Source organism: Sphaerisporangium viridialbum (assembly GCF_049674955.1).
GTDB lineage: Bacteria > Actinomycetota > Actinomycetes > Streptosporangiales > Streptosporangiaceae > Sphaerisporangium > Sphaerisporangium viridialbum.
This window is the reverse complement of sequence record NZ_CP187232.1, coordinates 6942271-6966346: the sequence shown is the minus strand read 5'-3', so window position 1 is coordinate 6966346 and position 24076 is coordinate 6942271. Positions and strand designations below refer to the sequence as shown.

General features: G+C 72.5%; 20 protein-coding genes. 11 read left to right on the top strand and 9 right to left on the bottom strand.

The features are described 5' to 3' along the window. Positions 1–6: 6 nt before the first annotated feature. On the bottom strand, positions 7–468 hold the full coding sequence (locus tag ACOZ38_RS31540; RefSeq protein ID WP_424534728.1) for a hypothetical protein: 462 nt from the start codon (positions 466–468) through the stop codon (positions 7–9). A 41-nt stretch (positions 469–509) separates the two neighbouring features. Next, positions 510–1292: an alpha/beta hydrolase gene (locus ACOZ38_RS31535; RefSeq protein ID WP_424534727.1), complete on the bottom strand. Its 783-nt coding sequence runs from the start codon at positions 1290–1292 to the stop codon at positions 510–512. Positions 1293–1534: 242 nt separating this feature from the next. Here ACOZ38_RS31535 and ACOZ38_RS31530 point away from each other — a divergent pair, with 242 nt between their 5' ends. Together ACOZ38_RS31530 and ACOZ38_RS31525 are read left to right on the top strand one after the other, a co-directional pair. Then, the gene (locus ACOZ38_RS31530) at positions 1535–2239 is read left to right on the top strand and encodes a lysophospholipid acyltransferase family protein (protein WP_424534726.1); all 705 of its coding nucleotides are present in this window, start codon (positions 1535–1537) and stop codon (positions 2237–2239) included. 97 nt (positions 2240–2336) lie between these two features. Next, the gene (locus ACOZ38_RS31525; protein ID WP_424534725.1) at positions 2337–2849 is read left to right on the top strand and encodes a YceI family protein; all 513 of its coding nucleotides are present in this window, start codon (positions 2337–2339) and stop codon (positions 2847–2849) included. Between the two features lie 11 nt (positions 2850–2860). On the opposite strand, the gene hypF is transcribed toward ACOZ38_RS31525, so the two are convergent. The 4 genes from hypF to ACOZ38_RS31505 all read right to left on the bottom strand — a co-directional run bounded on the left by hypF (position 2861) and on the right by ACOZ38_RS31505 (position 8817). Next, on the bottom strand, positions 2861–5170 hold the full coding sequence (gene hypF, locus ACOZ38_RS31520) for a carbamoyltransferase HypF (RefSeq protein WP_424534724.1): 2310 nt from the start codon (positions 5168–5170) through the stop codon (positions 2861–2863). A 4-nt stretch (positions 5171–5174) separates the two neighbouring features. Beyond that, positions 5175–6167, bottom strand: coding sequence for a Gfo/Idh/MocA family protein (locus tag ACOZ38_RS31515; RefSeq protein ID WP_424534723.1), 993 nt, complete (start codon positions 6165–6167; stop codon positions 5175–5177). Between the two features lie 133 nt (positions 6168–6300). Beyond that, positions 6301–7680: a rhamnulokinase gene (locus tag ACOZ38_RS31510; protein ID WP_424537118.1), complete on the bottom strand. Its 1380-nt coding sequence runs from the start codon at positions 7678–7680 to the stop codon at positions 6301–6303. 105 nt (positions 7681–7785) lie between these two features. After that, on the bottom strand, positions 7786–8817 hold the full coding sequence (locus ACOZ38_RS31505) for a LacI family DNA-binding transcriptional regulator (RefSeq protein ID WP_424534722.1): 1032 nt from the start codon (positions 8815–8817) through the stop codon (positions 7786–7788). 309 nt (positions 8818–9126) lie between these two features. On the opposite strand from ACOZ38_RS31505, the gene ACOZ38_RS31500 reads away from it, so the two are divergent. From ACOZ38_RS31500 to ACOZ38_RS31460, 9 genes are all read left to right on the top strand, one after another. Beyond that, positions 9127–10620 carry a sugar ABC transporter ATP-binding protein gene (locus ACOZ38_RS31500; protein WP_424537117.1) on the top strand — a complete coding sequence of 498 codons (1494 nt, stop codon included), beginning with the start codon at positions 9127–9129 and terminating at the stop codon, positions 10618–10620. Between the two features lie 79 nt (positions 10621–10699). Next, positions 10700–11743: an ABC transporter permease gene (locus ACOZ38_RS31495; protein WP_424534721.1), complete on the top strand. Its 1044-nt coding sequence runs from the start codon at positions 10700–10702 to the stop codon at positions 11741–11743. Beyond that, the gene (locus ACOZ38_RS31490) at positions 11733–12794 is read left to right on the top strand and encodes an ABC transporter permease (RefSeq protein WP_405151870.1); all 1062 of its coding nucleotides are present in this window, start codon (positions 11733–11735) and stop codon (positions 12792–12794) included. The genes ACOZ38_RS31495 and ACOZ38_RS31490 overlap by 11 nt, the downstream gene beginning before the upstream one ends. After that, the gene (rhaS, locus tag ACOZ38_RS31485; RefSeq protein WP_424534720.1) at positions 12791–13882 is read left to right on the top strand and encodes a rhamnose ABC transporter substrate-binding protein; all 1092 of its coding nucleotides are present in this window, start codon (positions 12791–12793) and stop codon (positions 13880–13882) included. The genes ACOZ38_RS31490 and rhaS overlap by 4 nt, the downstream gene beginning before the upstream one ends. 75 nt (positions 13883–13957) lie before the next feature. Continuing rightward, positions 13958–14278: an L-rhamnose mutarotase gene (locus ACOZ38_RS31480; RefSeq protein ID WP_405151868.1), complete on the top strand. Its 321-nt coding sequence runs from the start codon at positions 13958–13960 to the stop codon at positions 14276–14278. Positions 14279–14290: 12 nt separating this feature from the next. Beyond that, positions 14291–15445 carry an L-rhamnose isomerase gene (gene rhaI / locus ACOZ38_RS31475; RefSeq protein WP_424534719.1) on the top strand — a complete coding sequence of 385 codons (1155 nt, stop codon included), beginning with the start codon at positions 14291–14293 and terminating at the stop codon, positions 15443–15445. Positions 15446–15447: 2 nt separating this feature from the next. Further along, the gene (locus ACOZ38_RS31470) at positions 15448–17478 is read left to right on the top strand and encodes a bifunctional aldolase/short-chain dehydrogenase (protein ID WP_424534718.1); all 2031 of its coding nucleotides are present in this window, start codon (positions 15448–15450) and stop codon (positions 17476–17478) included. A gap of 616 nt (positions 17479–18094) precedes the next feature. Further along, positions 18095–19330 (top strand): MFS transporter, encoded by a 1236-nt coding sequence (locus tag ACOZ38_RS31465; protein ID WP_424534717.1) that lies wholly within the window; start codon positions 18095–18097, stop codon positions 19328–19330. Between the two features lie 151 nt (positions 19331–19481). Next, complete coding sequence (locus ACOZ38_RS31460) at positions 19482–20948, top strand: MFS transporter (RefSeq protein ID WP_424534716.1); 1467 nt, start codon at positions 19482–19484, stop codon at positions 20946–20948. Positions 20949–20987: 39 nt separating this feature from the next. Here ACOZ38_RS31460 and ACOZ38_RS31455 read toward each other — a convergent pair whose 3' ends face one another. The 3 genes from ACOZ38_RS31455 to mmuM form a co-directional block, all read right to left on the bottom strand. Then, entirely contained in the window at positions 20988–22298 is a 1311-nt protein-coding gene (locus tag ACOZ38_RS31455; RefSeq protein WP_405151863.1) for an FMN-binding glutamate synthase family protein, read from the bottom strand. Further along, complete coding sequence (locus tag ACOZ38_RS31450; protein ID WP_424534715.1) at positions 22298–23035, bottom strand: hypothetical protein; 738 nt, start codon at positions 23033–23035, stop codon at positions 22298–22300. Before ACOZ38_RS31450 ends, ACOZ38_RS31455 begins: the two co-directional genes overlap by 1 nt. Before the next feature lie 149 nt (positions 23036–23184). Further along, positions 23185–24069, bottom strand: a complete 885-nt coding sequence (gene mmuM / locus ACOZ38_RS31445; RefSeq protein WP_424534714.1) for a homocysteine S-methyltransferase — start codon at positions 24067–24069, stop codon at positions 23185–23187. Positions 24070–24076: the final 7 nt, after the last annotated feature.

Sequence of the window (24076 nt, the reverse complement as noted above, 5' to 3'; positions counted from 1 at the left end):
GAGCGGTCAGATGATCGCGCCGTCGTCCCAGCCCGAGTCGGGGGGCGGGCCGTCGCCCATCCGCACGATCAGCGCCACGAAGCCGCCGATGAAGGCGGCGATGGCGGCGAACACGATCCACCCGTCCATCGGCCAGGACAGGAGCGCGGCGAGCAGCAGGTACGCGGGGCCGCCGAACAGCGCGAACCAGGCGATCTTGGTGCCGGCGTCCATCTTGGGGAGCGGCGGCGGGGGAGGCGGGACGTAGTGGTCGCCGTCGTCGTCGGGGGCCGGCGCGGCGGGTTCCTCCTCGCGGAGGTCCGCGCTCGTCTCTGTGGGGATCTCCGCCTTCACCTGCTGGGGGGCGTCTTCGACCGGGACGTTCTCGCGGTCCGGCCATGGCTGGCCGGCCGAGGTCGCCTCGGCGGTGTCGTTGAAGGAGGCGACGATCTGACGCCAGACCTCGTCCTCATCACTCTGTGGCGTCACCGGTCACTTCGATTCGTTCCTCTGCTCATGATGAGGTCGGATCAGTCTTCTCCGCTGTGGGATCGGTCTCTCTGCAAGGGTACCGACGCGTGGGCCCTGATGAAGTCGAGGCTGCCCTCGAAAATCTGCGGAGCATCGTTGTCGAGCGTCGCCACGTGGTAGCTGTTCGCGCACTCGCGCACCGTGAGGTTGTCGCCGAGCGCCTGGCGCAGCAGCTCGACGCTCGCCGGTTTCACGACGTGGTCCTCGGGGCTGTGGTAGACGAGCACGGGCTGGGTGACGCGGCCGAGCTCCGACCGCACCAGCGACCAGAGCTTCGGGAGCGTGGCCGCCGCCCGCACCGGGGTGCGCGTGTAGCCGAGCTCGGTGACCCCCTCGCGCTTGATGTCGTTCGCGACGCCGGCGACCGACGGGAGCACGAACTTCAGCACGGGGGCGAGCCTCAGCAGCGGGGCGTCGTTCACGATGGACGGGTTCACGACCACCAGGCCCCGCACCGACGCGCCGTGCACCTCCGCCAGCCGCAGCGCCATGCAACCCCCGAGGGACAGGCCCATGACGAAGACCTCCGCGCACCTGCTCCGCAGGCTCTCGAAGGCCCGCTCCAGCTCGGCGAACCAGTCCTCCCAGCGGGTGCGGTTCATCTCCTGCCAGGTGGTGCCGTGGCCGGGCAGGCGGGGCAGCGAAACCGTCAGGCCCGCCGCCGCGAGATACCGCCCCCAGGGACGCAGCGACTGCGGCGTCCCGGTGAAACCGTGGCAGAGCAGGACCCCGACCTGGCCACCTTCGTGCTGATACGGCTCGGAGCCGGGCATGAGCGGCATGTTGGGTTCCTCTCCTGGTGGGGCTCGCCCGATCGTCGCACGTTCGAGGGCGTCTCGCGAGATCCGCAGGCCCGGTGTCGCGGTCGGCGGACGGTGTCGATGGCGAGCGTTGCCGGACGGTGTTGGTGGATGGTGTCGGTAGATGCCGAGGTGTAGGTGAGATGCGCCCGGCATGCGAAGATGACGCCACGCCGGTTACAGCGGTGTGAACCCCGAGAGAAGCCAGAGAAGAGGTGCCCCGAGTGTTCTACTGGGTGGTGAAGGCCATTCTCTCGCCGTTCCTCCATCTGGTGTTCCGCCCCTGGGCGGAGGGCACCGAGCACGTCCCGAAGGAGGGCCCGGCGATCCTCGCGGGCAACCACCTGTCGTTCGCCGACCACTTCTTCGGCGCGCTGCCGCTGCCGCGCAAGGTCATCTCGCTCGGCAAGGCCGAGTACTTCACCGGGCGCGGCGTCAAGGGCCTGCTCAGCCGGGCGTTCTTCACCGGCGTCGGCACCGTGCCCATCGACCGCTCCGGCGGCAAGGCCAGCGAGGCGGCGCTGCGCACCGGCCTGCGCATCCTGCGTGAGGGCGATGTGCTCGGCATCTACCCCGAGGGCACCCGCTCGCCCGACGGGCGCCTCTACAAGGGCAAGACAGGCGTGGCGCGCCTGGCGCTGGAGTCCCGGGTGCCGGTCATCCCCTGGGCGATGATGAACACCTTCGAGATGATGCCTCCGGGCCGCAGGCTCCCCAAGCTCGGCATCCGCCCCGGCGTGAAGTACGGCAAGCCGCTCGACTTCTCCCGCTACTACGGCATGGAGGAGGACCGCCTGGTGCTCCGCGCCGTCACCGACGAGATCATGTACGCGCTCATGGAGCTGTCCGGCCAGGAGTACGTCGACAAGTACGCCGCCAGCGCCAAGGTCGAGATGGCCCGCGCGGCGAGGAAGTCCTCCTCCTCCTAGGGCCGGCAACGGTGAGGGAGCCCACCTCCTCCTAGGGCCGGCAACGGTGAGGAAGCCCGCCTCCTCCCAGGACCGGCCCGCGAGCGATGATGGAGGGGTGAGCGAGCGGTTCCGCGTCTCCGGCACGCGATCGAGCCTCGGCGTCGAGGCGAGCAGCAGCCTGCACCCGATCCACGGGGAGGCCGGCGGCCTGACCGGCTACGTCGAGGGGGACGTCACCGGGGGCCGCTTCGATCTCGCCACCCCGCCGCGCCTGCGCGTCGAGCTTCCCGTCGAGCGGCTGGAGTCGGGCAATCCCCTCTACGACGGCGAGCTGCGACGGCGCGTGGACGTCCGCGCGTACCCGGAGATCGTCGGTGAGGCGACCCGCGTGGAGGAGCTGGGCACGCCGGGGCGCTACCGGGTGCGGGGCGACCTGACCTTCCACGGGGTGACCCGCCAGGTCGAGGGTGAGATCGAGGTGTCCGCGCCGGACGATCGCACGCTGGTGATCGAGGGCGAGCAGACCTTCGACATCCGCGACTTCGGCCTGCGCCCGCCGAAGATGCTGATGCTCAGGGTGCACCCCGAGGTGCGGGTCCGCATACGGGTCGTCGCCGAGAAGGAGTGACCGGGTGGTGGTCAGCCCGCCTGGGCCGCCTGCCTGGCAGCCGCCACCGCCACCTGCCCGAGGCTGATGCCCCCGTCGTTGGGCGGCACCCGGGAGTGCAGCAGCACCGTGAACCCCCCCTTCTCCAGCAGGCCGGTCGCCCGCTCCAGGAGGAGGAGGTTCTGGAACACCCCTCCCGACAGCGCCACCGTGGACAGGCCGGTGCGCTCTCGCACCCGCAGGCAGCCTTCCGCGATGAGCCGGGCGACCCCGTTGTGGAAGCGCGCGGAGACCACCGCCGGACCGGCCCCCGCGTCCGCGAGGACCGCCTCGACGAGGTCGAGCCCCGCCACCGTGAACGGGCGCGTGCCGCCGTCGCCGAGGATGCGGCAGGGGTACGCCCCCCGCTCGCCCGGCTCGGCGAGCTGCTCCAGCTCGATGGCCGCCTGCCCCTCGTAGGTGACCGTGTCGCGGCCGGTCACCAGGGCGGCGACGGCGTCGAACAGGCGGCCCGCGCTGGAGGTCGGTGGCGCGTTCACGCCCCGCTCGGCCATGGCGGCGACGGCGTCCCACTGGCCGGCGTTTCGCCGCCGTACGCCCAGGGTCTCGGGCGCCTTCGCCCCGAGGTAGGCGGCGGCCATGCGCCAGGGCCGGCGGACCGCCGCCGCGCCGCCGGGCATCGGCACCGCCTCCAGATGCCCGGCGCGCTCGAACCCCGCGAGGTCGGCGACCAGGAACTCGCCGCCCCACAGCGTGCCGTCCGTGCCGTATCCGAGCCCGTCGAAGGCCACGCCGATCACCGGCCCCGCCTGGCCGTTGTCGGCCATGCACGACGCGATGTGCGCGTGGTGGTGCTGCACGCCCACCGGCTCGACGCCCTCGCGCTCCAGCGCGTACTTGGTCGAGAGGTACTCCGGGTGCAGGTCGTGGGCGACCAGCTCGGGCCTGATGCCGAACAGCCGCTCGAAGTGGCCGGCGCCGTCCACGAACGACCTCAGGGTCTCGTAGTTCTCCAGGTCCCCGATGTGGTGCGACACGAACGCGCGACGGCCCTCGGCCAGGCAGAAGGTGTGCTTCAGCTCGGCTCCGCAGCCGAGCACCGGCCGGCGGACCTCGCCCGCGAGGGGCAGCGGCGCGGGGGCGTAGCCCCGCGAGCGGCGCACCGGTAGCTCCCTGCCCCGGAACACCCGGACCACCGAGTCGTCGGTGCGCGTGTGGATCGGCCGGTCGTGCGTCAGGAAGGCGTCCGCGATGCCGGAAAGGCGCCGCAGCGCCGTCTCGTCCAGGTAGGCGATCGGCTCGTCGGAGACGTTTCCGCTGGTCAGCACGATCGGTCCAGGGAAGTGGCGAAGCAGCAGGTGGTGCAGGGGGGAGTAGGGCAGCATCACGCCGAGCGACCGCGCCCCCGGCGCGACCGCCTCCGCGATCCCGCGCGCCGGGACGCCGTCCTGCGCGTCCGTCGCGGCGGCGTGGCTCGTGCGGCGGCGCAGGAGCACGATGGGCCGGCGGCGGCCGGTGAGCAGTCGTTCCTCGTCCGGGTCGACGTCGCAGATCAGGCGGGCCGCCGCCAGGTCGGGCACCATCAGCGCGAACGGCCGGTCCTCCCGGTGCTTCCTGGCCCGCAGCGCCGTGACCGCCTCCTGCCGGTCGGCCCGCACGGCCAGGTGGTACCCGCCGATCCCCTTGACCGCGAGAAGCCTTCCCTGCCTGAGCAGGCCGGCCGCCGCCGCCACGGGGTCGCCCGGGATCTCGCGCAGCGAGCCGTCCACCAGCCGCAGGCGCGGGCCGCACCTCGCGCAGCACAGCGGCTGGGCGTGGAACCGCCTGCTGGCGGGGTCGTGGTACTCGGCCGAGCACTCCTCGCACATCGCGAACGCCGCCATCGTCGTGCCCGCCCGGTCGTACGGAGAGGCGCGGACGATCGTGAAGCGCGGCCCGCAGGCGGTGCAGTTGATGAACGGGTAGCCGTACCTGCGGTCCGCGGGATCCTCCAGTTCGCGCAGGCAGTCGGAGCAGGTGGCGACATCGGGCGAGATGAGGGCGCGGCCCCGCCCCGCGCCCGTGCTCGGCGCGATGCCGAACCCGGGCTCACCCGTGACCGGCACCTCCCGCGAGGTGACGCGCTCGACGACGGCGAGCGGAGGTGGCCTGTGGCGCACGGTCTCCAGGAACTCGGTCACGGCGGCAGGGACGCCCTCGACCTCGATGAACACGCCGTGCTCGTCGTTGCCGACCACGCCGCACAGCCCCAGCCGCGTCGCGAGCCGGTGGACGAAGGGGCGGAAACCCACCCCCTGGACGACACCGTCGACCCGGATCTCGGCACGGACGCTAGGACTCACCTGATCAGTCTCCGGCGGTCACCGGCGACAGGCAACGAAGGCGCGCGACGTGCCCCCGCGCCTCCTCGATCAGGCGCATCATGGCGAGGCTGTCCTCCAGCGGCATGACCGCGCTCTCGGTGCGGCCCTGGGCCAGCGCGTCGCGCACCTCGCGGATCTCCCCGGCGTAGCCGTTGTCGGCCGCGGCGATCACGTGCTCCTGCGGCTCGCCGGACGGCCCGTGCAGGACCATGCGGCGGGGGGCGAAGAAGGGGGCTTCGAGGTCGGCGCGCATGGTGGTGCCCGTTACCGTGGCGGTGTTGGCCAGCGGGCTGAGCAGGGAGGTGTCCAGCAGCGCCCGCGCGCCGTCGTTCCAGGACATCAGCAGCCCGGCCTCGGCGTCCACCTCGGAAGGGGACAGGGTGCCGGTGACGCTCATCGCGCCGGGCTCGCCGAGCAGGAGCTGGGCCAGGCCCATCGGGTAGATGCCGAGGTCGAGCAGGGCCCCGCCGCCGAGCGCGGGATCCCACAGCCGGTGCGCCGCGTCGTAGGGCTGTGGGAAGCCGAACGACGCGGACACCGACCGCACCGTGCCGAAGCTCCCGTCGCGCACGAGCCCGTGCAGCCTCCTGACCAGCGGGTTGAACCGCATCCACATGGCCTCCATGAGGAACACCCCCGCCTCGCGCGCCAGCTTGACCATGCGCTCGGCGTCGGCGGCGGTCGCGGCGAGGGGCTTCTCGCACAGCACCGCCCGCCCGGCCGCGATGGCGAGCTCGGCGACCGGGAGGTGGTGGGAGTGCGGCGTCGCGATGTACACGACGTCGACCTCCGGATCGAGCGCCAGCTCCTCGTAGGAGCCGTACGCGCGGGGCGCCGCCAGCTCGTCGGCGAGCCCGCGCGCCCGGTCGAGATCGCGGGAGCCGACGGCCGCCACCCGCATGCCCGGCTCTCCCGCGATCACCTGTCCGACCGTGCGGGCGATGCCGCCCGTGGCCGCGATACCCCACGACAGCACTGGTGCTCCTTCCAGGTACGGCCTGCGCCGTACGGTGCGTACGGCCTGCCGGGTACAGCATGCACGTACCTTTTGTCCGGCAGGTAGCTCTTCGCGGCCACTTGTTGCCCGGGCGGCCCGCCCGCTGGGCGCTCTAGCCGGCGGCCAGGCGATCGGCGGCGGCCGACCAGAGCGACTGGTCGCCCTTGGGCTCGTACGCCGTGATCGGCTCGCCGCGGCGTACGAGCTCGCGGATGTCGGTGACCAGGCCGTGGGCGCGGGCCTGGACCAGCGCGTTGCCGAGCGCGGCGGCCTCCACCGGCCCGGCGCGCACCGGAAGGCCCGTGGCGTCGGCGGTCATCTGGCACAGCAGCCCGTTGCGCGCCCCGCCGCCGACGATGTGGACGACCTCCACCTCGTGACCGCTGAGACGCGCGGCGTCGCGCACGGCGCGCCGGTAGGCGAGGGCCAGGCTTTCGAGCACGCAGCGGACGACCTCCGCGGGCCCGGAGGGGGGCCGCTGGCCGGTGCGCTCGCAGTAGGCGGCGATGCGCCCGGGCATGTCGCCGGGAGGCAGGAAGGAGGGGTCGTCGGGGTCGATCAGCGCCGCGAACGGGCGCGTGCCCTCGGCGGCGGCCAGCAGGCCGGGCAGCCCGGGGTCGCCCCAGGCCCGCAGGCACTCCTGGAGGATCCACAGCCCCATGACGTTGCGCAGGTAGCGGGTGGTGCCGTCGAGGCCCGCCTCGTTGGTGAAGTTGGCCTCGCGGCTCTCGGCGGTGAGCACGGGCCCGGGAAGCTCGACGCCGACGAGCGACCAGGTGCCGGAGGAGATGTAGGCGAATCGCGGAGTGGTGGCGGGCACGGCGGCCACCGCGGAGGCGGTGTCGTGGGAGGCCACCGCGACCACGGGCACCTGAGCGGCGGCGCCGCTCCCGATCTCGGCGGCCACGCCGGGACGCAGGACCCCGGCGGGGGAGCCGGGCGGGCGGAGCGCGGGGAAGATCTCGCCCGGGATGCCGAGGCGGCTCATCAGCGGGCGTGCCCAGTCGCCCGTGCGGACGTCGTACAGCCCGGTGGTGGAGGCGTTGGTGGTCTCGGCGCCGATCGACCCGGTCAGCCAGTGGGTGAGCAGGTCGGGGATCATGAGCAGCGTGCGCGCCCGCTCAAGGGACTCGCGGTCGGCCAGGAGCTGGTAGACGGTGTTGAAGGGCAGGAACTGCAGGCCGCTCACCCCGTACAGCGAGGCGGCGCCCAGCTCGGCGACCACCCGCTCCATGACCCCGGTGGTGCGCTCGTCGCGGTAGTGGACGGGGTTGCCGAGCAGCCGGCCCGAGGAGTCGAGCAGGCCGTAGTCGACCGCCCAGGAGTCGATGCCGATGGAGTCCACCGGGCCGGCCTTGCGCAGGCCGTCGAGGATGCCCTGGTAGAGGGAGAGGATGTCCCAGTGGAGGGTGCCCCCGGCCCGGACCGGCCGGTTGGCGAACCGGTGGACCTCCGACAGCTCGACCCCGCCGCCGTGGACGCGCGCCGTCATCACCCGCCCGCTGGAGGCTCCGAGGTCGACGGCCGCGACCCTGCTCACCGCCACCCCCTCACCCCACGAGGCCGCCGGGTGCCGCGTGCCGCGCGCGTGCTCAGGTCAGCCGCGCCGGGTGGACTCGCGGGCCACGAGCTCGGGCTGGAACATGATCTGCTGGTGGGCATGGCTCTCCGGGTTGTCGCACTCGTCGAGGAGGAGCTCGGTGGCGATGCGGCCGAGCTTGTAGGTCGGCTGGCGGATGGAGCTGAGCGACACGGCCGAGGCGGCGGCGAAGTCGATGTCGTCGTAGCCGATGAGGGCGACGTCGTGGGGCACCCGCAGGCCCGCCTGGAGCAGCCCTCTTAGCAGGCCGAGGGCGAGCAGGTCGTTGGCGCAGAAGATCGCGTCGGGGAGCCGGCCCTCCGCGACGAGCTTCTCGGCCGCCCGCTGCCCCGCCCTGGCGTTCATGGCGGGCATCTCGACGACCTGCAGGGCGGACGCGGGGTCGAGCCCGGCCGCCGCGATCGCCTGCTCGGCGCCGCTCATGCGGTCGAGGCACTGCCGGATGGTGAGCGGGCCGGTGACGAAGGCCAGCCGGGCGGCGCCGCCGTCGAGCAGGTGCCCTGCCGCCATGCGCCCGCCGGTGATGTCGTTGACGGCCACCGAGCACTGGTCGGGACGGTGGGCGGGGTGGTCGACGAGCACGACGCTGATGCCGCGGTCACGGATCACGTCGAGGCGGCCGGGATCCTCGTCGGAGGGGGTGATCAGCAGGCCGCGCACCCGCTGCTCGGCGAAGACCCGCAGGTTGCGCTCCTCCTTCACCCGGTCGCCCGAGGAGTTGCCGAGGATCACGGCATACCCGAGCTCGCTCGCCATGTCCTCGACGCCGGCCGCGACGTCGGTGAAGAACGGGTTGCCGATGTCGATCACCGACAGGCCGATGGTGCGGCTGTGGCCCGCGCGCAGCGTGGAGGCGGAGCCGTGCCGCACGAAGCCGAGCTCCCTGATGACCTGCTCCACGCGGGACCGCGTGCCGGCCGCCACCTTGTGGGGGCGGTTGAGCACGTTGGACACCGTGCCGGGCGACACCCCGGCCTGCGCGGCGACCTCCTTGATGCTCACCGTGCTGCCGGCGCTCCCCGTGGTCATCCGTACTCCTTCGGTGGTCGGCGTTTATTAAAACGTGCCAGCGGTGGCACGCACCAGACCTCGTACGAATATCGCACAGGGGAGGCGGGGCCTGTGCCGGGGAGGCGGCGAAGGAGCCCCGGTAACGCTCTGGAAACAGCGACTTCACCCCCCATTGACATGGTCGCCGGACCCGCCGTAGCGTCCGGGCAAGGCCATTAAAACGTTTTTGAGTCCGCATGCCAAGCGCAAAGGAAGGGGCGGTTCAGCGTGGAGGATCCGGGCGAGGTCGAGGCCCCGCGGGGGCCGGTCTCCGGCGCGCCGCCGCCGGTGCTCGCACTGAGACAGGTCAGCAAGTCGTTCGGCGCGGTGCGCGCGCTGAGAGGGGTCTCGCTAGAGCTGTTCGCCGGTGAGGTCCACGCGCTCGCCGGTGAGAACGGCGCGGGCAAGTCCACTCTCGTCAAGACCCTCACCGGCGTCCACCGCCCCGACGAGGGAGAGGTCCTGCTCGACGGCGAGCCGGTCGAGTTCGGCGGCCCCGCCGCCGCCCAGGACGCCGGCGTGGCCGTGATCTACCAGGAGCCCACGCTCTTCCCCGACCTCTCCGTCGAGGAGAACATCTTCATGGGCCGCCAGCCGCGCGCCAGGTTCGGGCGCATCGACCGGCGCGCGATGCGGCGCGAGGCCGCCGGGCTGTTCAGGCGCCTCGGCGTCGCGCTCGACCCGGGCAGGCCCGCGCGCGGCCTGTCCATCGCCGACCAGCAGCTCGTCGAGATCGCCAAGGCGCTGTCGCGCGAGGCGCGCGTTCTCATCATGGACGAGCCCACCGCCGCGCTGTCGGGCAACGAGGTCGCCCGGCTGTTCACCGTGGTCGAGGCGCTCAGGGAGCACGGCTGCGCGGTGCTGTTCATCTCCCACCGGCTCGACGAGATCTTCGAGCTCTGCCGGCGCGTGACCACCCTGCGCGACGGCGCCTTCGTGGCGAGCGAGCACATCTCCGGGCTCACCCCCGACGACCTGGTGCGGCGCATGGTCGGCCGCGACCTCGACACCCTCTACCCCAAGCAGCACACCACGCCGGGCGAGGTGGCCCTGACCGTCGGCCGCCTCACCCGCGAGGGGGTGTTCACCGACGTCTCCTTCGAGGTGCGGCGCGGCGAGATCGTCGCCCTGGCGGGCCTGGTCGGGGCGGGCCGCAGCGAGGTCGCCCGCGCGATCTTCGGGGTCGACCGCTGGGACGCCGGCTCGGTGGAGGCCGGCGGGCGCCGCCTGCCGCCCGGCAGCCCGACCGCCGCGATGGCGGCGGGCCTCGCGCTCGTCCCGGAGGACCGCCGCCAGCAGGGCCTGGTCATGGATCTGTCGATCGAGCGCAACATCGGCCTGACCGGCCTCGCGAGCGTGCGGCGCGGCCCGGTGATCTCCCGGTCCGCCGAGCGCGACCGGGCGCGCGACTGGGCGGCGCGGCTCCAGCTCAAGTTCACCCGGCTGGGCGACGCGGTGAACGTCCTGTCCGGCGGCAACCAGCAGAAGGTCGTGCTGGCCAAATGGCTGGCCACCGACCCCGCGGTGCTGATCGTCGACGAGCCCACCCGGGGCATCGACATCGGCACCAAGGCCGAGGTGCACCGGCTGCTGTCCGAGCTGGCCGGGCGCGGCATCGCCGTCCTCATGATCTCTTCAGACCTGCCGGAGGTGCTGGGCATGGCCGACCGCGTGCTCGTCATGCACGAAGGACGCCTCACCGCGGAGATCCCGCGTGAGCTGGCCACCGAGGAAAGCGTCATGTCGGCCGCCACCGGCCGCGCCCCGGAGGCCGCCGCGTGACCGCGCCGCGATTCGAGGACCGCCGCGTGACCGCCGCGCGACCCGAGGACCGCCGCCGAGCGGGAGCGGGGGCCGCCCCGTGACCGCCGTCACCGCCGGCGAGCGGCCGGCAGGGGAGCGGGGCGCCAGGGGCCTGGTCGAGCTGGTCTTCCGGGCGCGCGAGCTGAGCCTGGTGGCCGCCATCGCCGTCCTGGTGCTCGTCACCGCCGCCGCCAACCCGAACTTCCTGTCCGGCCAGGGCGTGAAGGACATCTTCCTCAACACCTCGGTCCTGGCCCTGCTCGCCGTCGGCCAGTCGCTGGTCGTCATCACCAGGAACATCGACCTGTCGGTCGGGTCCGTCGTCGGGCTGGTCGCCTTCTCCACCGGCGAGTTCCTCGCCGCCGACCCCGGCGGGCGGGGCGTCGTGGTGGCGCTCGTCCTCGGCGTCGCGATCGGCGCGGTGTGCGGGCTGCTCAACGGCCTGCTGGTGAGCTTCTGCCGCGTGCCGGCCCTGGTCGTCACCCTCGGCACGCTGTACGTCATCCAGGGCCTCGACCACTACATCGCCCACGGCCGGCAGATCAACGCCGTCGACCTCCCGCCCGCCCTGCTACGCCTCGGCAACGAGGGCGTGCTCGGCGTGCCGTACCTGCCGGTCATCACGGTCGCGGTCATGCTCGCCATCGGCTACTACCTGCGCTCCTATCCCTCAGGGCGCGAGTTCTACGCCATCGGGTCGAGCCCCGAGGCCGCGCGCCTGGCCGGGGTGCCCGTACGGCGCCGCGTCCTCGCCGCCTACCTCTTCAGCGGCGCGCTCGCCGGGCTCGCCGGAGTGCTGTGGCTCGCGAGGTTCGGCACGGTCGTCGCCGACTCGGCGCGGGGCTGGGAGCTGCTCGTGGTCAGCGCCGTCGTGGTCGGCGGGGTGGCCATCGTCGGCGGCGTCGGCACGGTGTACGGGGCGGTGCTCGGCGCCCTGCTGCTGACCACCATCGGCAGCGCCCTGGTCGTGCTGAAGGTGAGCTCTTTCTGGCAGCAGGCGCTCACCGGCGCGCTGCTGCTGCTGGCCATCACCGTCGACCGGGTGCTCGCGGTGCGGGTCACGCGGCTGCTGCGCAGGAGGAGCGTCCGCCATGGCGCCTGACCTGATGACCACCACCGGCACCGGCAAGGCATCCGAGCCTCCGGCCGCCCGGTCGGCGATCGCCCGGTTCGCCCGCTGGGACGTGCTGGTCACCGCCCTGCTGATCGCCGTCTTCCTCGCCGGCGCGGCGGGGTCGCCCGACTTCGCCAACGCCGGCAACCTCTCGTTCGCCCTCGGAGACCTCGGCGAGATCGCGCTGATAGCGCTCGCGATGACGCTTCTCGTCGTGGCCGCCGAGGTCGACCTCTCCGTGGCCTCGGTGCTCGGGCTGTCCAGCGCCCTGCTCGGCGCCCTGTGGGACGGCGGCTGGGCGATCGAGACCATCATCCCGGTGGTGGTGCTCGCCGGCGCGGTGTGCGGGCTGGTGAACGGGCTGCTGGTCACCCGGCTCGGCCTGCCCTCGCTCGCGGTCACGATCGGCACGCTCGCGCTCTACCGCGGCCTCGCGTACGTCGTGCTCGGCGACAAGGCGGTGGCGGAGTTCCCCCAGACGTACACCGGCCTGGTGACCGGCGACGTGCCCGGCACCCCCATTCCCTACCCCGTGGCCCTGTTCGTCCTGCTCGCCGTCGTCACCGGCGTCGTCCTGCACGCCACCGGCATCGGGCGGTCGCTGTTCGCGATCGGCGCGCAGGAGGAGGCGGCGTTCTTCGCCGGCATCCGGGTCAAGCGCGTCAAGCTCGCGCTGTTCGTGGTCTCCGGCACGATGGCCGCCTTCGCCGGCGTGGTCTACACGCTGAGGTACGGCAGCGCCAGGGCCGACAACGGCTTCGGCGTCGAGCTGGCCGTCATCGCGGCCGTGCTGCTGGGCGGCGTCGACTTCGACGGCGGCAAGGGCACGCTCGGCGGCGTCATCGCCGGCGTGCTGCTCATCGGCCTCCTGCGCAACCTCCTCATGCTCAACGACGTGGCGACCGAGATCCAGTCGATCGTCACCGGCCTGCTCCTCATCGTCTCGGTGCTCACCCCGCGCCTGGCGGCGGTCCTGCGACAACGACGCCGCTCCCCCTCCTCGCACACCCCCCGCTCCTCGGAAGAAAGAAATCGATGATGACGCACTCTTCACGGCGGTTCGCCTCCGCTGTCGTCGCCACGAGCGTCGTGGCGCTCGCGCTGGCGGCCTGCGGCGGCACCACGAAGGACTCCACCACGTCGTCCGCGCCCCCGGCCCAGCCGGCGGCGTCGTCGGCGGCGAAGGCCGACCCGAACGCCCCGGTCAAGCAGGGGCTGAAGCTCGCCTTCCTCCCCAAGCAGATCAACAACCCGTACGAGACGATCGTCGACGACGCGGGCATCGAGGCCGCCAAGGAGTTCTCCGGCACCGCCAAGGAGGTCGGCCCCTCCGACGCGTCGGCGTCGTCCCAGGTCTCCTACATCAACACCCTCACGCAGCAGGGGCAGGACGCCATCCTCATCGCGGCCAACGACGCCAACGCCGTCTGCGGCCCGCTCAAGCAGGCGATGGGCAAGGGCATCAAGGTCGTTGCCTACGACTCCGACGCCGCGAAGGACTGCCGCGACCTGTTCATCAACCAGGCCAGCTCGGAGGAGGTCGGCCGCAGCCAGGTCAGGCTGCTCGCCGACATGATCGGCAACAAGGGCGATATCGCGATCCTCTCGGCCACCGCGAACGCCACGAACCAGAACACCTGGATCGGCTTCATGAAGGACGAGCTGAGCAAGCCGGAGTACAAGGACATGAAGCTCGTCAAGGTCGCCTACGGTGACGACGACGACCAGAAGTCCTTCCAGCAGACCCAGGGCCTGCTGCAGGCGTACCCCGATCTCAAGGGCATCATCGCCCCGACCACGGTCGGCATCTCGGCGGGCGCCCGCTACATCTCCGGCTCCAAGTACAAGGGCAAGGTCGTGCTGACCGGGCTCGGCACGCCGAACCAGATGCGCAAGTTCGTCGAGGACGGCACCGTCCAGAAGTTCGCCCTGTGGAACCCCAAGGACCTCGGCTACCTCGCCGCCTACGCCGCCGCCGCGCTGTCCTCCGGGCAGATCACCGGCGCCGAGGGCGAGACCTTCAAGGCCGGCAAGCTCGGCGAGAAGACCATCGGCAAGGACGGCGAGGTCATCCTCGGCCCGCCCTTCACCTTCGACTCCTCCAACATCGGCCAGTTCGACTTCTAGACCTCGCGTACGTACCACCGTGTACGGCTCGCGCGGGGCAGGCCCGCGCTAGCCGTACGTGAGGAGCGATCGACCATGAAGCGTGTGTGCTTCCTGCTGAAGGTCAGGCCCGGGCGGCTCGGCGAGTACCGCCGCCGCCACGAGGCGGTCTGGCCCGAGATGCTCGACGCGCTGCGCGCGGCCGGCTGGCGGAACTACTCGCTGTTCCTCCGGGAGGACGGCCTGCTGGTCGGCTACCTCGAGACCCCCGACTTCGACGCCGCGCTCGCGGCCATGGCGCTGACCGGCGTCAACGCCCGCTGGCAGGCCGAGATGGCGCCGTTCTTCGAGGAGCTCGACGGGAGCCGTCCCGACGAAGGCATGTTCACGCTCGACGAAGTTTTCCATCTCGACTGATCGGGGACCCTCATGACAACGGACATCAAGGCGGAGCTGCGAAGGCAGCGCATCGAGACGCCCTCCTGGGCGTTCGGCAACTCCGGCACCCGGTTCAAGGTGTTCGCCCAGAAGGGGGTGCCGCGAGATCCGTACGAGAAGCTGGCCGACGCGGCCCAGGTGCACCGGTTCACCGGCGTCGCCCCGACCGTCGCCCTGCACATCCCGTGGGACAAGGTGGACGACTACGCCGACCTGGCACGGCACGCCCGCGAGCTCGGCGTCGGCATCGGCGCGATCAACTCCAACGTCTTCCAGGACGACGACTACATGCTCGGCAGCGTCACGAGCCCCGACCCCGGCGTGCGGCGCAAGGCCCTCGGCCACCTGCTGGAGTGCGTCGACATCATGGACCTCACCGGGTCCGGCACGCTCAAGCTGTGGTTCTCCGACGGCACCAACTACCCCGGGCAGGACGACGTCCGCTCCCGCCAGGACCGCCTGGCCGAGGCGCTGTCGGCGGTGTACGACCGGCTGGGCGGGCACCAGCGGTTCCTGCTGGAGTACAAGCTGTTCGAGCCCGCCTTCTACCTGACCGACGTGCCCGACTGGGGCACGGCGTACGCCCACTGCCTCAAGCTCGGGCCGAGGGCGCAGGTCGTCGTGGACACCGGGCACCACGCCCCTGGCACGAACATCGAGTTCATCGTGGCGTTCCTGCTGCGCGAGGGGAAGCTCGGCGGGTTCGACTTCAACTCGCGCTTCTACGCCGACGACGACCTGATGGTGGGCGCGGCCGACCCGTTCCAGCTCTTCCGCATCATGTACGAGGTGATCAGGGGCGGCGGCTACGCCGAGCACATCGCGTTCATGCTCGACCAGTGCCACAACATCGAGCCCAAGATCCCGGGCCAGATCCGCTCGGTGATGAACGTCCAGGAGGCCACCGCCAAGGCGCTGCTGGTCGACGGCGACGCGCTGGCGAAGGCCCAGTCCGGGGGCGACGTGCTCGGTGCCAACGCCGTGTTCATGGACGCCTACAGCACCGACGTGCGGCCGCTGCTCGCCGAGCTGCGCGAGGAGTCCGGGCTCGACCCCGACCCGATGGCCGCCTACCGGCGGTCCGGGTACGCCGAGAAGATCGTCGCCGAGCGCGTGGGCGGCGCCCAGGCCGGATGGGGGGCATGAGCATGACCGCCCGACCGGTCGACGAGCTCCTGCGGCGCGCGCACGCCCTCGGCGCCGACCCCCGCAACACCAACTACGCGGGAGGCAACGCCTCCGCCAAGGGCACCGCCACCGATCCCGTGACCGGCTCCGATGTCGAGCTGATGTGGGTGAAGGGCTCCGGCGGCGACCTCGGCACGCTCACCGAGGCCGGTCTGGCCGTGCTCCGGCTCGACCGGCTGCGCTCCCTGACCGGCGTCTACCCGGGCGTCGAGCGCGAGGACGAGATGGTCGCGGCGTTCGACCACTGCGCGTTCGGCAAGGGGGGCGCGGCGCCGAGCATCGACACGGCCATGCACGGCCTTGTGGACGCCGCCCACGTCGACCACCTCCACCCGGACGCCGGCATCGCGATCGCGACGGCGGCCGACGGCGAGGAGCTCACCCGCGAGATCTTCGGCGGCAGGGTGCTGTGGGTGCCCTGGCGGCGTCCGGGGTTCCAGCTCGGCCTGGACATCGCCGCACTGAAGGACGCCCACCCGGAGGCCATCGGCGTCGTCCTCGGCGGCCACGGCATCACCGCCTGGGGCGACACGAGCGAGGAGTGCGAGGCCCGGTCCCTGGAGATCATCCGTACGGCCGAGCGCCACATCGCCGAGCACGGGCGTCCCGAGCCGTTCGGCCCGGTGGTCCACGAGCCGCTCCCTGAGGGAGAGCGGGCCGAGCGGGCGGCGGCGCTGTTCCCGGTGGTCAGGGGGCTGTGCTCCACCGACTCGCGCCAGGTGGGCCACTTCACCGCGACCCCCGAGGTGCTCGACTTCCTGTCCCGCGCCGAGCACCCGCGCCTGGCCGCCCTCGGCACCTCCTGCCCCGACCACTTCCTGCGCACGAAGGTCGCGCCGCTGGTCGTCGACCTGCCGCCGGGCTCACCGCTCGACGAGGTCGTCACCCGGCTGCGCGAGCTGCACGCCGCCTACCGCGACGACTACCGCGCCTACTACGAGCGGCACGCCGTGCCCGGCTCGCCCGCGATGCGCGGCGCGGACCCGGCGATCGTGCTCGTGCCCGGTGTCGGCATGTTCAGCTTCGGCAAGGACAAGCAGACCGCGCGGGTGGCGGGCGAGTTCTACGTCAACGCGATCAACGTCATGCGGGGCGCGGAGGCGCTGTCGAGCTACCGGCCGATCGAGGAGTCCGAGAAGTTCCGCATCGAGTACTGGGAGCTGGAGGAGGCCAAGCTCAGGCGGCTGCCGAAGCCGAAGCCGCTGGCCACCCGCGTCGCGCTGGTGACCGGGGGCGGGTCGGGCATCGGGGCGGCCACCGCCCGCAGGCTCGCCGCCGAGGGCGCGTGCGTCGTGGTCGCCGACCGCGACCTCGGGTCGGCGGAGAAGGTCGCCGCCGAGCTGGGTTCCGGTGACGTGGCGATCGCCGTCGAGGTGGACGTGACGTCCGAGGAGCAGATCGGCGCGGCCGTACGCCGGGCCGTCCTCGCCTTCGGGGGAGTCGACCTGGTGGTCAACAACGCGGGGCTGTCGCTGTCGCGCTCGCTGCTGGAGACGACGGCCGCCGACTGGGACCTGCAGCACGACGTCATGGCCAGGGGGTCGTTCCTGGTCTCCCGCGAGACCGCCCAGGTCATGATAAATCAGGCGATGGGCGGCGATCTGATCTACATCTCCTCCAAGAACTCCGTCTTCGCGGGCCCGAACAACGTGGCGTACGGCGCGGCCAAGGCCGACCAGGCCCACCAGGTACGCCTGCTCGCAGCCGAGCTGGGCGCGCACGGCATCCGGGTCAACGGGGTGAACCCCGACGGCGTGGTGCGGGGCTCCGGCATCTTCGCCTCCGGCTGGGGCGCGAACCGCGCGGCGGTGTACGGCGTGCCCGAGGAGCGGCTCGGCGAGTTCTACGCCCAGCGCACCCTGCTCAAGCGGGAGGTGCTGCCCGAGCACATCGCCGCCGCCGTCTTCGCCCTCACCGGGGGAGACCTGGCCCTCACCACGGGGGTGCACATCCCCGTCGACGCCGGCGTCCCCGCCGCCTTCCTCCGCTGACCCCGCCATTCCCCGTCCCAGGCATCAGCCCGTCCCACGGTCTCCGCCCGGTGCCCCCGTAGAACGGCCACGGGACCAGACCTGTCCGACGATCTCCGCCCGGTGCCCACGGAACGCCCCCAGGGACGTCCCGCCGCCTCCGCCCGGTGCCCCGGTCGGCCACCAGGTCCTCGTTCCACCCGCGCGCCCAGCAGGACGTCCCGCCGCCTCCGCCCGGTGCCCCGAACGACCTCGGGGCCCGGGCGGTCGTGGTCTCCCTGCCGGGGAGGGCGTTCCCCTGTTCGGGATCACCTGGACGAGCCGCCCAGGCGCCGGCGTCGACCGGTTCGACGGGCCGGTGAGACGCGGACCTGGCCGGCGGCCGGCCTGGGAGAGAGGCCCGGCCGCCCTGTCTGACCTGGGATGGCACGCCGGATCGGGGTTGAGGGTCCTCGATCATCACTGGCGTGGTTCATGCCGGGGCAACCTCGGACGAACGATCTTTTGCTATCTTCTCTCCTGTGTTCCACCCCTGTGCCTAGGCCGCCACGCTGACCGCGATCGCTCGTCGCGGCACTTCGGCGTCCTCGCACACGTGCAGCGCCATGAGCCTGCGCCTTCTCCAGGGAACACCCTCATGCATTCCTACCTCGCTGTCCTACGCATGCCCGGAGCCCCCCGCGCCTTCGGCACGGTGCTGCTGGGGCGGCTGTCCTATGGCACCGTCTTCCTCTCCCTGATACTCGCGATCACCGGCACGACCGGCTCCTACGCCGTGGCCGGGACCGCCATGGCCCTGTTCGGGCTGGCCGTTTCCCTGCTCTCCCCGCTGCGCGCCGCCCTGATCGATCGGTACGGGCCGCGCCGGGCGCTGCCGCCGATGGCCGCCGCCTACGCGCTGCTGCTGGCCTGCCTGGCCGTCGTCACATGGCGGCCCGAAGCCTCCGCGACGCTGCTGTGGCCGCTGGCCGCTGCGGCCGGCGCGTGCGCCCCGCCGCTGGGCCCGGTGATGCGGACGCTGTGGAGCGACCTGGTGCCCGACCGGGCGTCACTACAGCGCGCCTACAGCCTGGACGCCGTCGCCGAGGAGCTGATCTTCGTCATGGGGCCGCTGCTGGCGGGCCTGTTCCTGCTGGTCGATCCGGCGGCGGGAGTGGCCGTCAGCGCCGTGCTCGTCCTTGGCGGCACCCTCGGCTTCGTGTCCTGCCCCGCGGTACGCGCCATGGATGCCGTCCGAACCGAGCCGCGGGAAGGCCCGGCCAGGGAACCGTCCCGGATGTGGCTGCGCGGCTCGCTGCCGCAGGCGGTCGCGGTGTCGGCCGCCGTCGGCCTGTGCCTGGGAGTGCCGGGCCTGCTCGTGGTCGCCTTCGCCGAGCAGCGCGGCCAGGTCGCGATGGTGGCCTGGATCGAGGCCGCGCAGGCGGTCGGCAGCGCGCTCGGCGGCGCGGTCTACGGCGCCGTCTCCTGGCGGATCTCACTTCGGGTGCGGCTGCCGCTGCTCGCCGCCGCCCTCGGGCTGGCCCTGGCCGTGGCGGGTCTCGCGCCGAACGTGTACGCCCTGATGGCCGTGCTGTTCGTCGCCGGGGTGTTCACCGCTCCCGCGCTGACCACCGCCTACCTGCTCGCGGACGAGTCGGCCGCGCCCGAGCACCGTACCCAGGCGGGCGCCTGGGTCAACACCGCCTTCAACACCGGTTTCTCCGGCGGAAACGCCGCCGCCGGCCTGCTGGCGAGCCGGCTGCCGCTGGCCCTGTGCTTCTCGATCGCGGTCATCCCCGCCCTGCTCTCCACGACGACGACCCTGCGACGGCCGAAGCGGTCACCCGAACCACTCGCGATGACTTCGAGCGTCGGAAGCGGACCCGATGAGTGAACTCCGGCGGCTCGGCTCCAGGGAGGTCACCAGACCACTCCCCACGCGGCCCCAGGCGCCGGCGGTGGCGGGGCGACCCGGTTCATGTCGTGATCTAGGGGGCTATGTATCGTTCGTAGGTCACGGTGATCGACTCTCGGAGGCCCGCCAAGTGACCGAAATCTCCTCGGCCGGCGGGGTTCCCGGCACCGTGAAGGGGCCCGGACTGGTGGTCGCGGTGCTCGCGCTGTGCGGCATCGTCGTCTCGCTGATGCAGACGATCGTGGTGCCGCTCATCCCCGATCTGCCGCGTCTCCTGCACACCTCGGCGTCCGACGCGTCCTGGGTGATCACGTCCACGCTGCTGGCCGCCGCCGTCTGCAACCCCGTCAGCGGGAGGCTCGGCGACCTGTACGGCAAGCGGCGCGTGCTGCTGGGCAGCCTCGGGCTCATGGTGATCGGGTCGGTGGTCTGCGCCCTGTCCGCCGGCCTCGTGCCGGTGGTCATCGGACGGGTGCTCCAGGGGTGCGCGATCGGCGTGATCCCGCTCGGGATCAGCATCATGCGGGACGAGCTGCCGCCCGAGCGGCTGGGCTCGGCGATGGCCCTGATGAGCGCCACCCTCGGCGTCGGCGGCGCCATCGGGCTCCCGCTCGCCGCGTTCATCGCCCAGCACGCCGACTGGCACGCGCTCTTCTGGATGGCGGCCGTGATCGGGGCGCTCGACCTGCTGCTGGTCGCGTTCGTCGTCCCCGAGTCGCCGCTGCGCGCGTCCGGGCGGTTCGACGTCCCGGGGGCCATCGGGCTCACCGCGGGCCTGATCAGCCTGCTCCTCGCGATCACCAAGGGCGGCGACTGGGGCTGGGGCAGCGGGCTGACCCTCGGCCTGTTCGCCGCCGCCGTGGTGATCCTGCTCCTGTGGGGCCTCATGGAGCTGCGGGTCCGCGACCCGCTCGTCGACCTGCGGACCACCGCCCGCCGCCAGGTCCTGCTGACCAACCTCGCCTCGGTGGTCGTCGGCTTCGCGATGTTCGGGATGTCCCTGGTGCTGCCCACGCTCTTGCAGGCCCCGAAGGCCACCGGGTACGGGCTCGGGCTGTCGCTGGTGGAGGCGGGACTGTGCCTCGCGCCCGGCGGCCTGGTGATGATGCTGCTCTCGCCGCTGTCCGCCCGCGTCTCGCGGCGGTGGGGCCCCAAGGTCGCCCTGCTGCTCGGCACGGTGGTGATCGCGGCCGGCTACGCCGCCACCCTCGGCCTGATGCACTCGGCCTGGCAGGTGGTCATCGGCTCCTCGGTCATCGCGGCGGGGGTGGGTCTCGCGTACGCCGCCATGCCCGCGCTGATCATGACCTCGGTGCCGCCGTCGGAGACCGCCGCCGCCAACGGGCTCAACGCGCTCATGCGCTCCATCGGCACCTCCGCCTCCAGCGCCGTGATCAGCGTCGTGCTCGCGCACATGACCGTCTCCGTGGGTGCGCTGGTCATGCCCTCGCTGCGGGGGCTGCAGGTGGCGATCATCATCGCGGGAGCGGTGGCGGTGCTCGGCGCGCTGATCACCAACTTCATCCCGGGGCGCTCGCGGCCCGCGCGGCCCGCCGGCGGCGCGATCTCCGACGACCTGGCCCGCTCCACCGGCTGAGCGCGCCGGGTCCCGGGTGGCGGCGCGCAGAACGGCCGTCTAGACGGTGACGCCCGGGATCCAGGAGGTGCCCGCGAGCGGGACGCGGGCCATCGCCGCGGCCTCCACGGTGAGCGCGACCAGGTCGCCCGTGTCGAGCTGGTGCACCGAGGACTTGCCGCAGGCCCGGGTGAGCATCGTGGTCTCCATGGCCAGGGCGCGCAGGTAGTTGGCCACCCGCTCGGCCCCGAAGTCCGGGTCGAGGCGGTCGGCCAGCATGTCGTCCTGCGTGGCGATGCCCACCGGGCAGCCGCCGGTGTGGCAGGCCGTGCAGGAGCCCGGCACGGTGCCCAGCGCGCGGTAGCCGAGGCTGACGTCCGCCCCGGTGTCGTCGGAGCTGGAGTTGCAGCCGAGCGCGACGAGCGCGGCGACCCCGACGGACACGGCGTCGGCGCCGAGGGCGAGCGCCTTGGCGACGTCGGCGCCGCTGCGGATGCCTCCTGAGACGACGAGCTGGACCTCGTCCTCGACCGACAGGCGGCGAAGCGTGTCGGCCGCCAGCCTGGTCGCCGCGAGCGTCGGGATGCCGGTGTGCTCGATGAAGACGTCCTGCGCGGCACCGGTGCCGCCCTGCATGCCGTCGACCACGATCACGTCCGCGCCCGCCTCGACCGCGTGCCGCACGTCCGCGGCGACCCGGGTGGCGCCGATCTTCACGTACACCGGGATGCGCCAGGAGGTGACCTCCCGCAGCTCCTCGATCTTGACGCGCAGCCCGTCCGGCCCGGTCCAGTCGGGGTGCCGGCTCGCGGAGCGCTGGTCCACGCCCTCCGGCAGGTCGCGCATGAACGCGACCGGGGTCGTGATCTTCTGCCCGAGCAGCATGCTGCCGCCGCCCGGCGTGGCTCCCTGGCCGAGCACGATCTCGACGGCGTCGGCCGAGCGCAGGTCGTCGGGATCGAAGCCGTAGCGCGAGGGCAGGCACTGGTACACGAGGGTCTTGGAGGCGTCGCGCTCCTGCGGGGCCATGCCGCCGTCACCGGTCGTCGTCGAGGTGCCGGCCAGCGTCGCCGCCCGGCCGAGCGCCTCCTTGGCCCCGGCGGACAGCGCGCCGAACGACATGCCGGCGATCGTGACCGGGATGTCCAGCACGACGGGCTCCTCGGCGAACCGGGTGCCGAGGACCGTGCGGGTCTCGCACCGCTCGCGGTAACCCTCAAGCGGGGCGGGGGACAGGCCCGCCGTGAGGATGAGCAGGTCGTCGAAGCTCGGGACGGCACGCCGTGCGCCCCCGCCCCGGACCTCGCACCCCCCGAGCCTCGCCCGCTCCTGGATCTCCGCGATGACCCGGGGAGAGAAGGTGTGGCTCATCAGTAGTTCCCGTGGTCGTGGCTGTGGAGTTGGTAGAGCCGCCTCGTGGAGACGACCTTGGTGACGTCCGCCGGGGACACGTGGTCGAACCCGCACCCTTCCGCGAGGACCTTCACGAACGTCACGTCGTGCTCGGTGATCTCTTCTATCGCGGCGTCGGTGCCGAGACCGGTGATCTTCCCGCCGACGTAGACCACCGCCTCGTACAGCGAGTCCCCGAGGCAGGGCCCGGCGTCGCCCCCGATCAGGATGACGCCGGACTGGGCGAGGACCCCGCAGTAGGCGCCGGCGTCGCCGCCGATCGCCAGCGTGGCGCCCTTGAGCGAGATGCCGGCGCGCGAGGAGCAGCCGCCGTCCACCACCACGACCCCGCCCCGGGCGGAGGCCGCGACGCTCGGCCCGACCGAGCCGCGCACGTGGACGTTGCCGGACATGAGGTTCTCCGCCACGCCGCACCCTGCCGGGCCGTTCACCGTGACGCGGGCCCTCTTGCCGAGGCCGCCGGGGTAGAAGCCCGCCGGACCTTCGATCTCGACCCGCACAGGCGCGTCCAGCCCCACCGCCAGGTTGTGGCGCCCGGCGGGGTTGACCACGACGGCCCTGCCGTACGGCAGGGCCTGAAGCGATCGGTTGATCTCCCGGGTGCTCATGGCGGCGGCGTCCAGCGTCACCTCGGCCTCGGGGAGACCCCCTTGCCTTCCTGCCTGCTGGTCAGGCGGATGAGGCAGGGACGTCATCGCGCCTCCTGTTGACAGCCGTCGATCGGTGTCTGTCAGGAGTGAACCGTGGCAATGTTGCCGGGATGGTGCTCGCGGATGACCACAGTGTTACTCGCGGGACACTATCTCGTCCCGGGTCTCCCCGGCCGGCTCACCGGGCGGGTCGATCAGCGCAGATGCGCCCGGATCTGGCGGATGTGCTCGGGGGAGGTGCGGCAGCAGCCGCCGATGAACGTCGCTCCCGCGTCCCGCCAGTCCCTGGCCGCGGCGCCGAACTCCACCGGGTCGGCGAGCCCGAGCCAGCGGTGGTTCTCCGGGTCCCAGCTCTCGCCGGAGTTGGGGTAGACCGCGATGGGGGAGCCGGTGATGCGGCTCATCAGGCTCTTGACGTGGCTCGGCGCCGTGCAGTTGATTCCGACGGCCACCACCTGCGGGTTGCCGGCGAACAGGGCGGCGCACTCCTCCAGCGGGGTGCCGTCGCTGATGCGCTCGCCGTCCCTGCACGAGAAGCTCACCCAGGCGTTGACGGCCGGGGTCTCCTCCAGCAGGCGCGCGATCGCCCGCGCCTCCGCGAAGGAGGGGATGGTCTCGCACGCCAGCAGGTCCGCGCAGCTGTCCGCCAGCACGTCCCAGCGGGGGCGGTGCCACTCGTAGAGGCCGTCCTCGTCCAGGTCGTAGTCCCCGGTGTACTCCGCGCCGTTGGCCAGGAAGGCCCCGTACGGCCCGACGCTGGCCGCGACCATGCCCCCGCCCGCCTCGTCCCGCGCCTCCTTCGCCAGCTCGACCGAAAGCTGCATGAGCGCCTGCGCCTCGTGCTCCACGCGGCCCCGCCTCACGAACGCGGGAAAGCTGGCCTGGTAGCTGGCCGTGATCGCGACGTCGGCCCCGGCGGCGAAGTAGTCGCGGTGGGCCTGGAGGATCACCTCGGGGTCCTCCATCAGCAGCTTGGCCGACCACAGCTCGTCGCGCAGGTCGCAGCCCAGCGCCTCCAGATGGGTGGCCAGGCCGCCGTCGAGGATCACGACATCGGTCTCATCGGGCAGGGAACTCACCCATATA

What these genes read in the sequence shown, in the direction of transcription:
- ACOZ38_RS31450 (WP_424534715.1), bottom strand. Translation starts at nt 23,035, where the DNA reads ATGACGTCCCTGCCTCATCCGCCTGACCAGCAGGCAGGAAGGCAAGGG.
- ACOZ38_RS31470 (WP_424534718.1), top strand. Translation starts at nt 15,448, where the DNA reads ATGACCGCCCGACCGGTCGACGAGCTCCTGCGGCGCGCGCACGCCCTC.
- ACOZ38_RS31490 (WP_405151870.1), top strand. Translation starts at nt 11,733, where the DNA reads ATGGCGCCTGACCTGATGACCACCACCGGCACCGGCAAGGCATCCGAG.
- ACOZ38_RS31505 (WP_424534722.1), bottom strand. Translation starts at nt 8,817, where the DNA reads ATGACCACGGGGAGCGCCGGCAGCACGGTGAGCATCAAGGAGGTCGCC.
- ACOZ38_RS31455 (WP_405151863.1), bottom strand. Translation starts at nt 22,298, where the DNA reads ATGAGCCACACCTTCTCTCCCCGGGTCATCGCGGAGATCCAGGAGCGG.
- rhaI (WP_424534719.1), top strand. Translation starts at nt 14,291, where the DNA reads ATGACAACGGACATCAAGGCGGAGCTGCGAAGGCAGCGCATCGAGACG.
- rhaS (WP_424534720.1), top strand. Translation starts at nt 12,791, where the DNA reads ATGATGACGCACTCTTCACGGCGGTTCGCCTCCGCTGTCGTCGCCACG.
- ACOZ38_RS31480 (WP_405151868.1), top strand. Translation starts at nt 13,958, where the DNA reads ATGAAGCGTGTGTGCTTCCTGCTGAAGGTCAGGCCCGGGCGGCTCGGC.
- ACOZ38_RS31535 (WP_424534727.1), bottom strand. Translation starts at nt 1,292, where the DNA reads ATGCCGCTCATGCCCGGCTCCGAGCCGTATCAGCACGAAGGTGGCCAG.
- ACOZ38_RS31510 (WP_424537118.1), bottom strand. Translation starts at nt 7,680, where the DNA reads ATGACGGCGCGCGTCCACGGCGGCGGGGTCGAGCTGTCGGAGGTCCAC.
- ACOZ38_RS31465 (WP_424534717.1), top strand. Translation starts at nt 18,095, where the DNA reads ATGCATTCCTACCTCGCTGTCCTACGCATGCCCGGAGCCCCCCGCGCC.